This window comes from Gemmobacter lanyuensis, assembly GCF_014652355.1.
GTDB lineage: Bacteria > Pseudomonadota > Alphaproteobacteria > Rhodobacterales > Rhodobacteraceae > Gemmobacter > Gemmobacter lanyuensis.
This window is the reverse complement of record NZ_BMYQ01000016.1, coordinates 56135-72476: the sequence shown is the minus strand read 5'-3', so window position 1 is coordinate 72476 and position 16342 is coordinate 56135. Positions and strand designations below refer to the sequence as shown.

At 65.1% G+C, this 16342-nt stretch carries 18 protein-coding genes; 4 read left to right on the top strand and 14 right to left on the bottom strand.

From position 1 onward, the window contains the following. Window positions 1-26: 26 nt before the first annotated feature. Together IE101_RS19865 and IE101_RS17875 are read left to right on the top strand one after the other, a co-directional pair. Entirely contained in the window at window positions 27-533 is a 507-nt protein-coding gene (locus IE101_RS19865) for a PaaI family thioesterase (RefSeq protein ID WP_229804293.1), read from the top strand. After that, a complete protein-coding gene (locus IE101_RS17875; protein WP_189635214.1) occupies window positions 530-1852 on the top strand; it encodes an MATE family efflux transporter in 1323 nt (440 codons plus the stop codon). Before IE101_RS19865 ends, IE101_RS17875 begins: the two co-directional genes overlap by 4 nt. Here the strand turns inward: IE101_RS17875 and IE101_RS17870 are convergent, their stop codons facing one another. The 14 genes from IE101_RS17870 to IE101_RS17805 all read right to left on the bottom strand — a co-directional run bounded on the left by IE101_RS17870 (window position 1853) and on the right by IE101_RS17805 (window position 12875). Continuing rightward, window positions 1853-2602: a TIGR02186 family protein gene (locus IE101_RS17870; protein ID WP_189635213.1), complete on the bottom strand. Its 750-nt coding sequence runs from the start codon at window positions 2600-2602 to the stop codon at window positions 1853-1855. Then, window positions 2599-3519, bottom strand: coding sequence for a sulfite exporter TauE/SafE family protein (locus IE101_RS17865; protein WP_189635212.1), 921 nt, complete (start codon window positions 3517-3519; stop codon window positions 2599-2601). The genes IE101_RS17870 and IE101_RS17865 overlap by 4 nt, the downstream gene beginning before the upstream one ends. 102 nt (window positions 3520-3621) lie before the next feature. Continuing rightward, complete coding sequence (locus IE101_RS17860; protein ID WP_189635211.1) at window positions 3622-4425, bottom strand: purine-nucleoside phosphorylase; 804 nt, start codon at window positions 4423-4425, stop codon at window positions 3622-3624. A 1-nt stretch (window position 4426) separates the two neighbouring features. Beyond that, complete coding sequence (locus IE101_RS17855) at window positions 4427-5392, bottom strand: ABC transporter permease (RefSeq protein WP_189635210.1); 966 nt, start codon at window positions 5390-5392, stop codon at window positions 4427-4429. Between the two features lie 15 nt (window positions 5393-5407). Next, a complete protein-coding gene (locus tag IE101_RS17850) occupies window positions 5408-6547 on the bottom strand; it encodes an ABC transporter permease (RefSeq protein WP_189635209.1) in 1140 nt (379 codons plus the stop codon). Continuing rightward, complete coding sequence (locus tag IE101_RS17845; protein ID WP_189635208.1) at window positions 6547-8115, bottom strand: ABC transporter ATP-binding protein; 1569 nt, start codon at window positions 8113-8115, stop codon at window positions 6547-6549. Before IE101_RS17845 ends, IE101_RS17850 begins: the two co-directional genes overlap by 1 nt. A 7-nt stretch (window positions 8116-8122) precedes the next feature. Next, entirely contained in the window at window positions 8123-9118 is a 996-nt protein-coding gene (locus IE101_RS17840) for a BMP family lipoprotein (protein WP_189635207.1), read from the bottom strand. Window positions 9119-9300: 182 nt separating this feature from the next. Continuing rightward, window positions 9301-9735, bottom strand: a complete 435-nt coding sequence (locus IE101_RS17835; protein ID WP_189635206.1) for a GNAT family N-acetyltransferase — start codon at window positions 9733-9735, stop codon at window positions 9301-9303. Further along, window positions 9732-10346 (bottom strand): tRNA (adenosine(37)-N6)-threonylcarbamoyltransferase complex dimerization subunit type 1 TsaB, encoded by a 615-nt coding sequence (gene tsaB, locus IE101_RS17830; protein ID WP_189635205.1) that lies wholly within the window; start codon window positions 10344-10346, stop codon window positions 9732-9734. Before tsaB ends, IE101_RS17835 begins: the two co-directional genes overlap by 4 nt. A gap of 2 nt (window positions 10347-10348) precedes the next feature. Beyond that, window positions 10349-10915 carry a NifU family protein gene (locus IE101_RS17825; RefSeq protein WP_189635204.1) on the bottom strand — a complete coding sequence of 189 codons (567 nt, stop codon included), beginning with the start codon at window positions 10913-10915 and terminating at the stop codon, window positions 10349-10351. A gap of 76 nt (window positions 10916-10991) precedes the next feature. Beyond that, window positions 10992-11150: a hypothetical protein gene (locus tag IE101_RS17820; RefSeq protein WP_189635203.1), complete on the bottom strand. Its 159-nt coding sequence runs from the start codon at window positions 11148-11150 to the stop codon at window positions 10992-10994. 88 nt (window positions 11151-11238) lie between these two features. Next, a complete protein-coding gene (locus IE101_RS17815; RefSeq protein WP_229804292.1) occupies window positions 11239-11709 on the bottom strand; it encodes a DUF2867 domain-containing protein in 471 nt (156 codons plus the stop codon). Next, on the bottom strand, window positions 11706-12392 hold the full coding sequence (locus tag IE101_RS17810) for an aspartate/glutamate racemase family protein (RefSeq protein ID WP_189635202.1): 687 nt from the start codon (window positions 12390-12392) through the stop codon (window positions 11706-11708). The genes IE101_RS17815 and IE101_RS17810 overlap by 4 nt, the downstream gene beginning before the upstream one ends. 27 nt (window positions 12393-12419) lie before the next feature. Then, entirely contained in the window at window positions 12420-12875 is a 456-nt protein-coding gene (locus IE101_RS17805; protein WP_189635201.1) for a universal stress protein, read from the bottom strand. A gap of 308 nt (window positions 12876-13183) precedes the next feature. Here IE101_RS17805 and IE101_RS17800 point away from each other — a divergent pair, with 308 nt between their 5' ends. Next, the gene (locus tag IE101_RS17800) at window positions 13184-14233 is read left to right on the top strand and encodes a siderophore-interacting protein (protein WP_189635200.1); all 1050 of its coding nucleotides are present in this window, start codon (window positions 13184-13186) and stop codon (window positions 14231-14233) included. A 25-nt stretch (window positions 14234-14258) separates the two neighbouring features. After that, window positions 14259-16340 (top strand): TonB-dependent siderophore receptor, encoded by a 2082-nt coding sequence (locus tag IE101_RS17795; protein ID WP_229804290.1) that lies wholly within the window; start codon window positions 14259-14261, stop codon window positions 16338-16340. Window positions 16341-16342: the final 2 nt, after the last annotated feature.

Genomic DNA, 16342 nt, shown 5'->3' with positions numbered 1-16342 from the left:
ACCTTTGACCGCAGGGGGGCTTCGGTATGAGCCGCGCAAAACCGGAACCCGTGCAGGTGATCAAGACCCGCCGCGATGCCATGCTGCGTCATCTGGTCGAAGGGGTGCCCTACATAAGCTTCATGGGCATCCAGTTCGACCGCCGGGGGGATGAGCTGACGGCCATCTTGCCCTTCAAGGATGACCTGATCGGCAACCCCTTGCTGCCCGCCCTGCATGGCGGGGCGACGGCGGCCTTCCTTGAGGTGGCCGCCATCATCGAGCTGAGCTGGACCACCCTGTGGGAAGGGATGGAGACGGGCCAGATCGATGTGACCGCGCCCGATGCCCCCTTTCCGCGTTTGCCGAAAACCATTGATTTCACGGTTGATTATCTGCGATCCGGCCTGCCGCGCGATGCCTATGCCCGGGCGCGGGTGAACCGGTCGGGGCGGCGCTATGCCAGCGTCCATGTCGAGGCCTGGCAGGACAACCGCGCCCGGCTGTTCGCACAGGCGACCGGCCATTTCCTGATGCCGGACCCCGAGGCGTGAGCGACCTGCCCGCCGTGACCCATCGCAGGGTGCTGCGCATCGCGGCGCCCATCGTGTTGTCGAATGCCACGGTGCCCCTGCTGGGGGCGGTCGATACCGGCGTTGTGGGGCAGATGGGGCTGGCCGCGCCCATCGGGGCGGTGGGCTTGGGGGCGGTGGTTCTGGCCACCTTCTACTGGATCTTCGGCTTTTTGCGGATGGGGACCACCGGCCTTGCCGCACAGGCGCAGGGGCAGGGGGATGCCGCCGAAAGCACGGCTGTGCTGCTGCGCGCGCTGATCATCGGCCTTGCGGCGGGGGCGGTGTTCATCCTGTTGCAGGGGGCGCTGTTCTGGGCCGCCTTCCGCGTGGCCCCCGCCAGCCCCGAGGTTGAGACGCTGGCCCGCAGCTACCTGTCGCTTCGCATCTGGGGGGCACCCGCGACCATCGCGCTTTATGCCGTCACCGGCTGGCTGATTGCGGTGGAGCGGACGCGGGCGGTGCTGGTCTTGCAGCTGTGGATGAACGGGCTGAACATCGTGCTGGATCTGTGGTTCGTGCTGGCCCTGGGCTGGGGCGTGCGCGGGGTGGCGGGGGCAACGCTGATGGCAGAGTGGTCGGGTCTGGCACTGGGCCTTTGGCTCTGCCGGTCGGCCTTCGGCCCGGCGCTGCAGGCGGCCCGGGCGCGGCTTGCCGATACCGTCGCCCTGCGGCGCATGGCGCAGGTCAATTCCGATATCATGGTGCGGTCGGTGCTGTTGCAGGGCAGCTTTACCGCTTTCCTGTTTTTCGGCGCGGGTCTGGGGGATGTGACGCTGGCCGCCAATCAGGTCTTGATGCAGTTCCTTGAGATCACCGCCTATGCGCTGGATGGCTTTGCCTTCGCGGCCGAGGCGCTGGTCGGTCAGGCGGTCGGCGCGCGGTCGCGTCCGGCGCTGCGGCAGTCGGTCGGCATTGCCTTTCGCTGGGGTTTTGGTGGGGCTGCGTTGCTCGCCTGCCTTTTTGCGGTGCTGGGGCCGATCATTGTCGATCTGATGACCACCGCCCCCGAGGTCCGCGCCGCCGCCCGCGATTACCTGCCTTGGCTGGTGCTGGCCCCGGTGATCGGCGTGGCAAGTTGGATGTATGACGGAATCTTCATCGGCGCCACCGCCACCCGCGACATGCGGCAGGCGATGATGGTCTGCGTTGCCGCCTATGCCGTGTTGCTGGCCGTCCTGTTGCCGCTGTTTGGCAACCATGGGCTTTGGGCCGCGCTGATGGGCCTCAATGCGCTGCGCGGGATCACGCTGGCGCGGCGCTGGCCGGCGATCGAGGCGCGCAGCACCGCCGCCGCCTGATCACCAGCGCAACCGCGCAAAGATGGCCGAAGCCCCCCACCCCGCAACCGCCGCAATCAGCAGGGCCGCCAGACCGTAGAGCAACGCATATTGATGCGCGGCCTCATAGAGGAACCGCTCCAACCCCGCCTTGCGAACCCAAAGCGTGCGCTTCATTTCGTCCACCACTGCGCCATCCCGCGTCAGGAACACCCGCACGGTGTAGTTCCCTTCGGTCAGTGCGGCGGGCAAGACGATATCGGTGCGGAACAGCGTCTGTTCGGTCAGGGCGATGGTGTTTTCATAGGTCGCGTAGCGGCCATCCTGGGTGCGGATTCGCAGCAGGGCATCCAGGAAAGGCTGGCTGTCACGATCCTCGGTCCGCAGGGCAGGGGGCAGGGTAATCCCGTAGCGCAGGTCCGCCTCGGGGCTGAGCGCATCTTTCAGCGGGGCCGAAGTGGCGACCGCATAAAAGCTGGGCACCATCCCGGCCTCAAGCTTGTCATTATTGATCCAGATCCCGTAGACGCGATCCTTGCGCCGGACGAGAACAGGCTGATCCGGCCCCTCGACCGTGATGATGACGCGCAGGGGCGCCCCTTCGGGGATCGGGGTTTCGCGCTTGACCGCGCCATAGACCAGGATCTCGGACCCGGCATAATCCGCCGTGATCGAGACTGAGGATTGCGACAGGCCTGCGACGATCTTTTCTTCCGCAACGGCGGGCAGCCCAAGGGCCAGCATCAGGAACAGGGCAACAGCACGGATCATGGCAGGCGCCCCGCAGTGATCGAATAGAACTCCTCGGGCGTCATCACCAGATCGAAGGCCACCCGGGCGCAGACCGCAAGTACCAGAAGCGCCAACAGAATCCGCAATTGCTCGGCCCGCAGCTTGACGCCCACCCTCGCACCGAACTGTGCCCCCACAACCCCGCCCAGGATCAGCAACAGCGCCAGCATCAGATCGACCGTCTGGCTCGACACTGCGTGCATCACCGTGGTGAAGGCCGTGGTGAAGATGATCTGGAACAGCGAGGTGCCGATGACGACCTTGGTCGGCATCCCCAGCAGATAGATCATCGCGGGGACCATGATGAAGCCGCCACCCACCCCCATGACTGCCGACAGGAACCCGATGAAGGCGCCGATCACCAAGGGCGGGATCACGCTGATATAAAGCCCCGAGGTGCGGAACTTCATCTTCAACGGCATCCCATGCACCCAGGTATGCACATGGGCGCGGCGGATGGGTGCGCCGGGTTTGCGTGATCGCGCCAGCGCGCGCAGGCTTTCCTGCAGCATCATCAGGCCGACGACGCCCAGAAACAGCACATAGGACAACTGCACGAAGAGATCGACCTGACCCGCCGCGCTCAGCTTGCGGAAAACCCAGATCCCCACGGAGGATCCGATCAGACCGCCCCCCAGCAGGACCGCGCCCATGCGGAAATCGACCGCCTTGCGCTTCAGCTGGGCCAGCACGCCGGAAATGGAGGAAGCGACAACCTGGTTCGACCCGGTCGCCACCGCCACGGCCGGCGGAATTCCGATGAAAAACAACAAGGGCGTGATCAGAAACCCGCCGCCCACGCCGAAAAGGCCCGAGAGAAAACCGACAATGCCGCCAATACCGACAAGTGCGATGGCATTGACCGAAACTTCGGCGATGGGAAGGTAAAGCTGCATGGGGATGGCCGGTCAGAGAAGACTGTAGCGCCCAGCCATGTGCAGCTTTGACCCCGAAGTCAAATCAACCCCTGCGCTTTTGCTGCGCCTGCGAAAATTTGATCAGCGCATGTTGCGCAAGAATCTCCGCAGGATTTGGTCGAGTTTTCTGGCCCCCAGCGGCGCCATGGCCTTGGTGTGTTCGTGGCTGATCTTTTCGTCCGACATGCCCTGCGCCATGTTCGTGATGGTCGAGATCGCCGCTACCCGCAGCCCGAGGAACCGCGCGAGGATCACCTCGGGCACGGTGGACATGCCCACGGCATCGCCGCCGAGGATCTTGATCGCCCGGATTTCGGCTGGCGTCTCGAACGAGGGGCCAGAGTACCAGGTATAGACGCCTTCGGGCAGGAGGATGCCCTCGGCCTCGGCCGCCTGTTTCAGGGCGGCGCGCAGGGCCGGGTCATGGGCATCGCCCATCGGGACAAAGCGGGCATCCGTGGGCTCCCCGATCAGCGGGTTCAGGCCCGAGAAATTGAGGTGATCCGACAGCAGCATCAGATCACCCGGCGGAATATCGGGGCGCAGGCTGCCTGCGGCATTGGTGGCAATCAGGCATTCAGCCCCCAGCGCCTTCAGCAGGGTCAGCGGCACCCGCATCGCCGCCGGATTGCCGCGTTCGTAGTAATGTTCGCGCGCGCCGAAAACGGCGACGCGCACGCCTTCCAGATCACCAATCACCAGGTTGGGGTTATGCCCCGACACCCCGGCATGGGGAAAACCCGGCAGATCGGCATAGGGGATGGCCACGCCATCCACCGCCTGCGCCAGATGCCCGAGCCCCGATCCGAGGATCAGCCCCAGCTGTACCGGGGCGGCCCCTGCGCGCGCCTGCACAAGCGCGGTCAGCGCGGTGATGTCGGTCATCTTACCGTTCCTTCACATAGGGTTCGCCGCCTGCACGCGGCGGCACGGCCTTGCCGACCAGCCCGGCCAGCACCACCACCGTCAGGATATAGGGCAGGGCGTCCAGCGCGGGGCCAGGGATCTTGATCCCGACCGCCTGCATCACATCCGGCCGCAGCGCGAGCGATTGGAAGAACCCGAACAGCAGACAGGCCCAAAGTGCGTGCCAAGGCCGCCATTTCGCAAAGATCAGCGCCGCCAGCGCGATATAGCCGCGCCCGGCCGTCATCTCACGCCCAAAGCCCGCTTGCAGGCCCGTAGCCATATAGGCCCCGGCCAGCCCGCAGAGGACCCCGGCGATCAGCACGGCCGAAAAGCGCAGACGCTTGACCGAAACGCCGGCGGTATCGACCGAGGCCGGGTTTTCCCCCACCGCCCGCAGCCGCAGACCAAAGCGGGTGCGATAAAGCAGCCACCAGGTCGCAGGCACCAGCAGAAGGCCCACATAGACAAGGATCGGATGGCCCGAGATCACATCGGCATAAAGCGGGCCGATCACCGGCACCGGACGCAGCGTTTCCGCCAGCGGCAGGGTGATTTCCAACATCCGCGCGCCGCCCTCCAGCGGCGGGGTGCGCCCGCCTTGGCCGAACAGATCCTGCGCGATCAGCACGGTGATCCCCGACGCGACAAAGTTCAGCGCCACGCCCGAAATCAGCTGGTTGCCCCGGAAGGTGATCGAGGCGATCCCATGCACCAAAGCAAAGGCAAGCGAGCCCACGATCCCGGCCATGAGGCCGATCCAAACCGATCCGCTCAGCGCCGCGACCGCGCCCGAGGCCATGGCTGCCATCAGCATCTTGCCCTCAAGCCCGATGTCGAAAACCCCGGCGCGTTCGGAATAAAGCCCCGCAAGGCAGGCAAAGAGCAGCGGCGTCGCAAGGCGCAGCGTCGTGTCGAAAATCTGCAGGAAGGTTGCGTAATCCATCTGTCGCGCCCTCTCTCAGACAGTGCGGCGGGCGCGGAAGGCCCAGCCCAGCATCATGCGGACCATCTGGTCCAGCGCGCCGGTGAACAGGATCACCAGCCCCTGCACCACCGTTCGCAGCTCGATCGGGATCGCGGTTTCAAGCCCCAGCGCGGCGCCCCCCTGATAGAGGAAACCGAACAGGATCGCGGCCAGAAACACCCCCACCGGATGGTTGCGCCCCATCAGCGCCACGGCGATTCCGATGAAACCCGCCCCCTCGGCCGAGTTTTGCAGCAATCGCTCGCTCTGCCCCATGACGTTGTTGATCGCCATCAGGCCCGCCAGCGCGCCCGAGATCAGCATGACGGTCATGGTGATCTTCACCGCCGAAATCCCGGCATAGCGGGCGGCCTTTTCCGATTTGCCGAAAGCGCGGATCATATAGCCCAGCCGGGTGTGCCAGAGCATGACCCAGACCCCGACACAGGCGAGGATTGCAAGGAAGAAGGTCACATTGGCCGGAACCTTCTGATAAAGCGGCAGCCCCTCGGCATTCAGGCGCACCGTGCCATCGGCGGCATAGCGCAGGAACAGCGACTGCAGCCCCGGAATGTCCTGGAACTGCGGCAGCGAGGTGGTTGCCGGGAAGCGGGCCGAGGCCGGGTCCATCTGGCCTGCGGGGCGCAGCACCTCGACCAGCAGATAGATCAGCACGGCTGCGGCGATGTAGTTGAACATGATCGTGGTGATCACGATATGGCTGCCGCGCTTGGCCTGCAGCCAGGCGGGAATGGCAGCCCAGGCCGCGCCGAACAGCGCCGCCCCAACCATGGCCCCCACCAGCGCCAGCGACCAATGCGGCCAGGGCAGGAACAGGCAGGCCAGGGCCACGCCCAGTCCGCCAAGCTGCGCCTGCCCTTCGGCGCCGATGTTGAACAGCCCCGCATGATAGGCGACCGAAACCGCCAGCCCCGTGAAGATGAACGAGGTCGCATAATAAAGCGTATAGCCCCAGCCATAGGGCGATACGATCGCACCATTGACCATGACCGTCAGCGCCTGCATGGGGCTTTGCCCGATCGCCAGCAGCACCAGCGCTGACACCAGCGCCGCGAGCAGCAGCGAAATCAGCGGCACCAGAAGGATGTCCGCCCACTTTGGCAGTTTGTCCATCATGCGGCCCCTTCACTCACACCGGCCATCAGCAGGCCCAGTTCGCGTTCATTGGTGGTAGCCGGGTCGCGCTCGCCCATGATGCGACCATCGAACATGACGGCGATACGGTCTGACAGGCTCATGATCTCATCCAGCTCGACCGAGATCAGCAGCACAGCCTTGCCTGCATCGCGCAATGCAACGATCTGCTTGTGGATGAATTCGATGGCGCCGATGTCCACGCCGCGCGTGGGCTGGCCCACGAGCAAGAGATCGGGGTTCCGCTCGATCTCGCGCGCGACGACGATCTTTTGCTGGTTCCCGCCCGAGAAATTCTTGGCTGCCAAGGTCGGGATCGGTGGGCGCACGTCAAAGGTGGCCATCTTGGCCTCGGTGTCGCGGCGGATTGCCTCATTGTCCATCAGAAGGCCGTTCTTCTGGTATTCCGGCGCATGGTGATAGCCGAAGGCCACGTTCTCCCAGGCGGTGAAATCCATGATCAGGCCCAGCACCTGCCGGTCTTCTGGCACATGGGCGATACCGTCGGCGCGGCGGCTTTGCCCGTCGGAATGGCGGCCGGTCAGGTCCAGCGTCTTGCCATTCATCCGCACCACGCCCGTGCCACGTGTCAGACCGCCCAGCACTTCCAGCAGTTCCGACTGCCCGTTGCCCGCAACCCCGGCGATGCCCAGAATCTCGCCCGCGCGGATCGAAAGCGAAATGCCCTTGAGCCGTTCGACCCCCTGTTCATCGACCACACGGAGGTTTTCAACCTCCAGCACGGTGCGGCCAGGGTTCGCGGGCTGCTTTTCGACATGCAGCAGCACCTTACGGCCCACCATCAGTTCAGCCAGCTGTTCGGGGTTCGTCTCGGCCGTTTTGACCGTCGCGGTCATCTGCCCGCGCCGCATGACGCTGACGGTATCGGTGATCTCCATGATCTCGCGCAGCTTGTGCGTGATCAGAATGATGGTCTTGCCCTGATCCTTGAGGCCGCGCAGGATGCGGAACAGGTGATCCGCCTCGGCCGGGGTCAGCACGCCCGTCGGTTCATCCAGGATCAGGATTTCCGCCTGACGATACAGCGCCTTGAGGATTTCGACCCGCTGCTGGTGGCCCACGCTCAGATCTTCGACCAGCGCGTCGGGATCGACATCCAGTTCGTATTCGCGCGCCAGATCGGCCAGCACCTTGCGGGCCTTCCCCAGCGAGGTGGCCAGCATCGGCCCGTCTTCGGCGCCCAGGATGATGTTTTCCAGCACCGTGAAATTCTGCACCAGCTTGAAATGCTGGAACACCATGCCGATGCCGGCGCGGATGGCGCTCTGGCTGTCGGGGATGGTGGTTGGTCGGCCGTTGATCAGGATCTCGCCGGCGTCGGCCTTGTAAAAGCCGTAGAGGATCGACATCAGCGTCGATTTCCCCGCACCGTTTTCACCGATGATCCCGTGGATCGATCCCTTGGCAACCTGGATCGAGATGTCCTTGTTGGCCTGAACCGGGCCGAAGGCCTTGGAAATGCCCTTCAACTCGATCGCGAAGGGGGCGGCAGATGCCTGCCGCCCCGTGTCATGTGCCCCCATCATGACGGGATCAGAACGTCGCCGCCGGGCAGGTGTTGTCCGACATGTAGTCGTGCACCTTCAGCTCGCCCGACTTGATCTTGGCGGCGGCCTCTTCGACCTTGGCCTTCATCTCATCCGTCACCAGGGCGGCGTTGTTGTCGTCCATCGCATAGCCCACGCCATCGGCCTTGAGGTCCATGACCGTCAGGCCCGCCGTCATCGCTTCGCCGTCGTTGAAGGCGTTGTAGACGGCATTGTCGACGCGCTTGGTCATCGAGGTCAGAACCTTGCCCGGATGCAGGTGGTTCTGGTTGCTGTCCACGCCGATCGACAGGATGCCTTCATCTGCCGCCGCCTGCAGCACGCCGATACCGGTGCCGCCCGCCGCCGCATAGATCACATCCGCGCCCTGCGATTTCTGTGCCTTGGCCAGCTCGGCGCCCTTGACCGGGTCGTTCCAAGCGGCCGGGGTGGTGCCGGTCATGTTCAGAACCACGGTGGCATCGGGGTTCACAGCCTTCACGCCCTCGGCATAGCCGCAGCCGAAGCGACGGATCAGCGGGATGTCCATGCCGCCGATGAAGCCCACGGTCCCGGTTTTCGAGGCGAGCGCCGCCATCATGCCCACGAGATAGGAGCCCTCATGTTCGGTGAAGACCACCGATTTCACGTTCGGCTGTTCCACGACCATGTCGATGATGGCGAATTTGGTGTCGGGGAAGTCCGGGGCGACGGTGTTCAGCGTGTCGCCAAAGGCAAAGCCCGTCATGACGATGGGGTTCGCGCCCGATTCCGCCAGCTGACGCAGGGCTTGTTCGCGCTGCGCCTCGGATTGCATTTCCAGTTCCTTGAAGGTGCCGCCGGTTTCTTCGGCCCACTTCTTGGCGCCATTGAAGGCGGCTTCGTTGAAGGATTTGTCGAACTTGCCGCCGAGGTCGTAGATGATGGCCGGATCGGCGGAAGCAATCGCCGATGACAGCGCGAGCGTGGCCGCTGCGCCGAGCATGGTTTTCATCAGGGTCATGGAAATCTCCCGGTTATCGTTAGGTTTTTTGCGCCGTCGGTCCCGCAGGCCCGTGCGGGTGCCGCGCTGATGGTCGCCAATTTAGGGCGGGATTGGCGGGATCGGTCAAGATGGAATCTGGGGGCCGATGGGGGCGCTTTGATCTTTCGATCAAATTCCGGGCGGCGTTTCGCCGTGCGACCTTACGTCAACCGCAGGTCGTCTGCCGAAACCGCGCGCGCCAGCACCAGCGCGTCCAGCGCGCTGCCATCGGCCCGGCGGTAGTAGCCCCGTCGGCGGCCCGCCTGGGCGAATCCCCCGGCGGCATAAAGGGCAAGGGCGGGGTCATTTTCGGCGGTCACTTCCAGAAAGGCCTGTTCCGCCCCGCGCCGGGCGGATTCGGCCAGAAACCCAGTCAAAAGCGCCCGGCCAAGGCCCTGGCGACGGGCCTCGGGGGCGACGGCAAGGGTCAGAAGCTCGGCCTCACCTGCAACGACGCGGCCGATCAGGAACCCGCCATCGCGCTGAAGGCAAAAGCAGAACGGGTCCGCCTGCAGCGCCGCGATTTCTGCGGCAGACCAGGGGCGCGGTGTGGTGAAGCAGCGCCCATGCAGCGCGGCCATGTCTGCGGGGGTCATGGCAGGATGGTCGGGGGCGGGTCGGCCGGGGGCGCGGCATCGGCGCCGCGCAAGTAGAAGGGAGCGGGGCGGGGCGGGTCATCCTCGGCCCGGTCCTGTGCGATGCGCGCGATCGCCTCGGCCAGAGGCAGCGCCGGGGGCAACCCGTTCGGCACCGCCGAGCCTGTGCCATAACGCACCTGCGGCATGCGATAGAGCGGGATCAGCCGCGCGGGATCTGCATCGTCTTCGTAGAAGATCTGGGCATAGATTTCGTCCCGGCGGGCATCCTCGGCCACCAGCAGCGGGCGGGGCAGGCCATGGGCCAGCGCTTCCAGCCGAGTCACGCCAACTGCGGGAATCCCCAGCCCCAAGGCCAGCCCCCGCGCCGCGGCGACGGAAAGCCGCACCCCGGTAAAGTTGCCGGGTCCGGTGCCTACGCCGATGACGGCCAGATCTGACCAGCCGATGTCGCCTTCGGTCAGAAGGTCGTCCAGCAGGGGGATCAGCCGTTCGGCCTGCCCCTTTTCCATCGCCTCCAGCCGGTTCAGCACCCGGCCATCGGGCAAAAGCAAAGCGGCCGCGCAATGCGCGGCCGATGTATCAAAGCCGAGAACAGGCCTGTTCGCCATGATCAGGCGGCCACCGGGCGAACCTCGGTCACTTCGGGGATATAGTGACGCAGCAGGTTTTCGATGCCCATCTTCAGCGTCAGGGTCGACGACGGGCACCCCGCGCAGGCGCCCTGCATGTGCAGGTAAACCACGCCGCGATCAAAGCCGTGGAAGGTGATGTCGCCCCCATCCTGCGCCACGGCGGGGCGCACGCGGGTATCAAGCAACTCTTTGATCTGGCGGACGATATCATCGTCTTCGGCGGCATGGTTATTGGCATGCCCGCCCGAGGCCGCAGCCTCGCCCTGCATCACGGGGGCGCCCGATTGGTAATGTTCCATGATCGCGCCGAGGATCGAGGGCTTGATATGGTCCCAGATCGCGGCATCGGCCTTGGTGACGGTCACGAAGTCGGACCCGAAGAACACGCCCTGCACGCCATCGACCGCAAAGATGCGGGCGGCCAGCGGGCTTTTGGTGGCGGCTTCGGCGGATTGGAAATCGGCGGTGCCCAGCTCCAGCACGGTGCGGCCGGGCAGGAACTTCAGCGTTGCCGGGTTCGGCGTGGATTCGGTCTGGATGAACATGGGACACCTCCGGGGGGTTGCCCCCGATATGGCCACCACGGGCCACGAAGTCAAGGTTTCGCGCCCCGAGGGGCGGTCAGTCGGCCTGCCAATAGCCGTACATCTGATCCAGCGCCGAAAGCTCGCGCAGGGGGCCAGAGCTGGCCTCGCGGGCGTAGTAGGCAAGGGCATCGGCGGGCAGGGCCACAGGCACGGGGGCTGCGGCGCGGGCGGGTTTCTTGAAACGCATGAACATGGCAGGGGCCTTTTCTCTCTGCATGTCCTCCCTGCGCCCGATATATGCTGCAGCGCAGAAAGAATCCAGAGGTCCGGGCAAGCTTCCCTTACGTCCGTGGCGTCAGATCCCGTTTCAGACGGCGCAACATGGCGCGCACGATCCAGCGATGGGCGGGGGCCACGGGCAGCATATAAGCGCGGCCAAAGGCGTTATGCGTCACGACCGAGGCGGTAGCGCAGACGCGCGGGCCGTCACAATCGGTGGAAATCATCACATCCAGATGCCGGTCGCGCGCTGTCAGCACCAGTTGGGTATCGGACACCCCTTCCACCAGAAAGAAGTCGAGCCGGTCACCCACCGCCACCTTGGCCACCTGCCGGCCGGAAAACCCGCCGATCCGCGCCACCCCGAACCGGGCCGCGATCGCATCGCGCAGCCGGAAGGCCAGTCTTAGCCCCGGCAGCGGGTCCCGCATCATCCGGTTCCAGACCTCGGTCGCGTTCAGAAGGCGGGGCAGTGTCACCTCTTGCTGGTCGTAATAGGCCAGCCGGTCACGCGGGGCGACGAGCGCGGTCACAATGCGGCCTCAAGCGCGGCGGCGCAATGGATGGCCACCGTATCAAAGACCGGCAGCGGGCTGTTCGCAGCAGACAGCAACATTCCAACCTCGGTACAGCCGAGGATCAGGCAGTCGGCCCCGTCAGCGGCCAGCCGGGCCGCGATGCCTTCATAGGCGCTGCGGGACGCAGGCAGGACCTGATCGCGGCAAAGCTCGTCATAGATGATGCGATGGGTCGTGGCCCGGTCCTCGGCCGAAGGCACCAGGGGATCAAGGCCCGCGGCGCGCAGGCGGTCGGTGTAAAAGCTCTGCTCCATCGTGAAGGCGGTGGCCATCAGGCCGGGGCGCGTCAGCCCTGCCTGCCGGATCGCCGTGGCCGTTGCATCCGCGATATGGATCAGCGGGATCGACACCCCCGCCATCATCGTGTCAGCCACCTTGTGCATCGTATTGGTGGCCAGCAGCAGCAGGTCGGCCCCGCCCTCTTCAAGCCGCCGCGCCTCTGTGTTCAGCATCTGGCCGAGGGCGGCCCAATCCCCGGCCGCCTGCGCCGCCGCGACAGGTGCAAAATCCAGACTGCGGATCAAAAGCTGCGGCGAATGCAGGCCCCCCAGCCGCGCCCGCGTCAGATCACAGAGCTGGCGGTAGTAGATCACGGTCGAAGCGGCGGACATGCCGCCCAGAATCCCGATGGTTTTCATCTGCAGGTCCCCGGCGCGGCTGCGCGGTCAGGTGATGGCTTCCAGCCGTTCCTTGGACATGTCGCCCGGAACGATGGTGATCGGAATCGGCAGGGTGCCGGAATTGCGGCTCATGGACGACACCAGCGGGCCGGGGCCGCTTTTCTCGGTGCCTGCCCCCAACACAAGGATGCCGATTTCCGGGTCGGCCTTGACCTGCGCCAGAATCTCTTGCGCGGCATCGCCCTCGCGGATCACGAGTTCCGGGTTCACGCCCTGCTTGTCGCGCATCCATTTGGCAAAGACTTCGAAATGCGCTTCGATCCGTTCGCGCGCCTCGGCGCGCATCAGATCGGCGACGCCCATCCAATGGCGAAACTCCTCGGGCGGGATGATCGACAGGATCTGCACCCCTGCCCCTGTATGGGCGGCCCGCAGGGCAGCATAGCGCATTGCATTCAGGCATTCGCGGCTGTCATCCAGCACGACCAGAAACTTCCGCATGTCGATCTCCTCTGTCGCGATTCATGATGACGGGCGACACCGGGCTTGGCAAGCGCGGCGTCGGTGCAGGCATCGGCCTTGCCCTTTCCGACCGGGCCCTGCCGAGACGGAGATGCGACTTTTCCGCCACGGCCTGTCGGGAGCTGCGGTTTTTTGACATGGTTAATACTTGACTATTTCACATGGGAATTGCATTCGGTCTGCGTTCTTTCCGTTCCCGACCGAGCCGATCCGCGGGCAGAGGCCCCATCACCGCCAGGTCACGTTCCACCGCCCCGTCAGTCCGGGGCCCATGACGTGAGCCCGCGATGACCGATCTGACCCCTGTTCCGATGCTGCGCTGCACCCTTCCCGTTGCGGCCGAGCCATTTCTGACCTTCCTTCGCGCCGAGCTGGACAGCCATGATCGCGTTTATCTTGACCGCGCGGATGGCCTGTCGATCGACACCGGGGTGGGGCTTGTCACATTGACCCGCACGGCGGACGCGGTGCTTTTGCAGGCCGCACCGCTGACGCCGCCCGATGCCTTTGTCTTGCGCCAATGGGTGATCTTCTACCTCGACAGGTTCGACACGTCGCTGGCCGAACGGCTGGACTGGAATTTGCCCGCCCCGGTCAGCGCCCATCCGCAGAACTTCCGCCTTGCGCGGGTGACGGCGGTGACGCGTCCAGTGCCCGGCTTCTTGCGCCTGCGGCTGGAAGGTCCGGGGTTTGCCCTATTTGCCCGGGGTGGTTTGCATCTGCGGCTGCTTTTGCCACCTGATGGGCGCAGGCCGGTTTGGCCGGGTGTGGATGCTGCGGGTCGCACCGTCTGGCCGCAGGGCGAGGACAAGCTGCATGACCCGGTCTATACCATTCGCGCCATCGATGCCGCAGCAGGCTGGCTCGAGATCGACATCTACCACCACGGCCGCGGTCGTACCTGTCGCTGGGCGCCGCATGCGTTGGGGGCTGAGGTCGGGCTGATCGGTCCGGGGGGCGGCTGGCTGCCCGACGCCCGGCATCTCCTCATGGCGGGGGATGAAACGGCGCTGCCTGCGATGGCGCGCATTCTGGCGGCCGCCGACCCCGCGACCTGCGGCGAGGTTCTGATCGAGATCGCCGACCCGTCGCTTCGCCAACCTCTGCCCGGACCAGAAGGCGTGCGCATCCGCTGGCTCCTGCGTGGGCAGGCCGTGCTGGAGGACTGGGTTCTGGCCCGGCTTGCGGCGTCAGGATCGCCCGCTCCCTACCTGTGGTTCGCTGCAGAGGACCGGCAGGCCACGCGCCTGCGCCACGTGATCCGCAAGCGCGGCACCCCCGCGCGCGGCCACAGCTACATCGCCGGATACTGGACCGATGATGTCGCGAAAAACTGAACAAAAACAGAGAAGGGGAAAACCGATGAAATCGAAACTTGCCATGGGGGCAAGCCTTTGGGTCATGGCGTTAATGCATCCGGCCGTCGCGCAAGAGGTGGTGCTGGATGAGGTCGTCGTTGCAGGCACGCAGGGCTTTTACGGCGAGACCCATGCCGAAACGGCGGCCACTGTGCTGAAGACCGAAACGCCGATTCTGGAAACGCCGCGCTCGGTGACGGTCGTCACGGCGCAGCAGATGGCGGAAAAGGGCGTGTCCAACGTGGTGCAGGCGCTTTCGTATTCGGCGGGCGTCGATGCGGGGCAATGGGGCCTGGATAACCGGTCGGATTGGTCGAGCATCCGCGGCTTTGCCCCCACGACGTACCATGACGGGCTTTTGTCGCGCTACGGCTGGTACAATGACACCAAGCCCGAGGCCTTCCTGCTGGACAGCGTTTCGGTGCTGCGCGGCCCGGCATCGGGGCTTTATGGCAATGGCTCGGTCGGGGGGGTGGTCAATACCACCTCGAAAGTGGCGGGGCAGGGGTCGCCCAATATCCTGCAGACGCAGGTCGGATCGCATGGGCGCAAGCAGGTCGGTATCGATTGGTCGGGCCGCCTGTCCGAGACGCTGGAATATCGTCTGGTCGGTGTTGCGCGTGACAGTGCGACCCAGGTCAACCATTCGCGGGATGATGTGCTGGCCTTTGCGCCCTCGATCACCTGGCGGCCGACGGATCGCACCAAGGTGACGGCGCTGCTGAATGTGCAGAACAGCTGGTCCAGCCCGCTGATCCAGTTCGCCTCGCAATATGGCACGCTGGACCCTGCGCCGAATGGTGAATACTTGCCGGGCGACCTGTTCGTGGGTGAGCCGGACTTTGACCGCTACAATGCCACCCAGCGCGCCCTGACCCTGATGGCGGAGCACGAGCTGGACAGCGTCTGGACGCTGGGCGCCACTGCACGCGTCACGCGCGGCACCTCGGACTACCGCCATGCCTGGTGGGCTTTCGACAATTACGGCAACTTCCGCTATAATGAAGACGGCACCATCAACCGCACCTTCTATGCGGCGGAAAATGACATGCGGTCGTTGAACCTCGATGCCAATGCCCGCGCAGAATGGGCGCTTGGCACGGTGCAGATGCAGACCCTGATCGGGGCCTCCTATACCCGTGGCGTCTATGACAGCGATTATGGCTATGGCGCGCAGATCGCCGCGCTGGACCCGTTCAACCCGGTCTATTCCGGGGCGCCCGACATCACCATCACCGATTACAACGCCAATACGGTCGAGGAAAAAGGGCTGTATCTGCAAAACCGCGCGACCTTTGGTGACAGGCTGCATCTGGATACCGGCCTGCGCTGGGGCAGCATCGAGACGGGGGAATCGACCGGCACCTTCACCGATGCGGTGGTCAATGCCTCGGACAGCGCGACCACGGGAAATGCGGCGCTTCTCTACCGCTTTGACAGTGGCGTCGCGCCCTATGTCAGCTATGCCGAAAGCTTCAAGCAGGAATTCGTCGGCACCGATGTGGACGGAAACCCCTTCGAACCCTCGCGCGGGACGCAATATGAGGTGGGCACCCGCTGGCAATCGGCCGATGGGGCAAGCCTTGTCAGCCTCGCCTTGTTTGACATCACCCGGTCGAACATCACCGTGTCGGACCCGGCCAATCCGGGCTTCATGATCCAGACCGGCAAGGCCACCTCGCGCGGGGTCGAGCTGGAGTTGCGCCACGCCTGGGGCGATCTTGCGGTTGAGGCCAATGCGAGCTGGCTGCGGACCGAGGATGTGAACGGCGCGCGCCTGTCGGGCGTGCCAGAGCGGATGGGTTCGGTCTGGGCGACGTGGAAGCCCAGCGAAGGCACGCTGGCCGGGTTCAAGGCCGGGCTGGGCGTGCGGGCGCGCGGCGCGGTCTGGGATGGCAGCGATGTGCAGCGCACGCCGGGCTTTGGTCTGGTTGATGCGATGATCGGATATGAGACCGAGGCCTATGACCTTGCGCTGAATGTCCGCAACCTCGGGAACCTTTCTTACGTCACCTATTGCGGGGGCGGGGCGTGCTACATCGGCGATGAACGCAGCGTGGCGCTGACGCTGACCGCGAAGTTCTGACC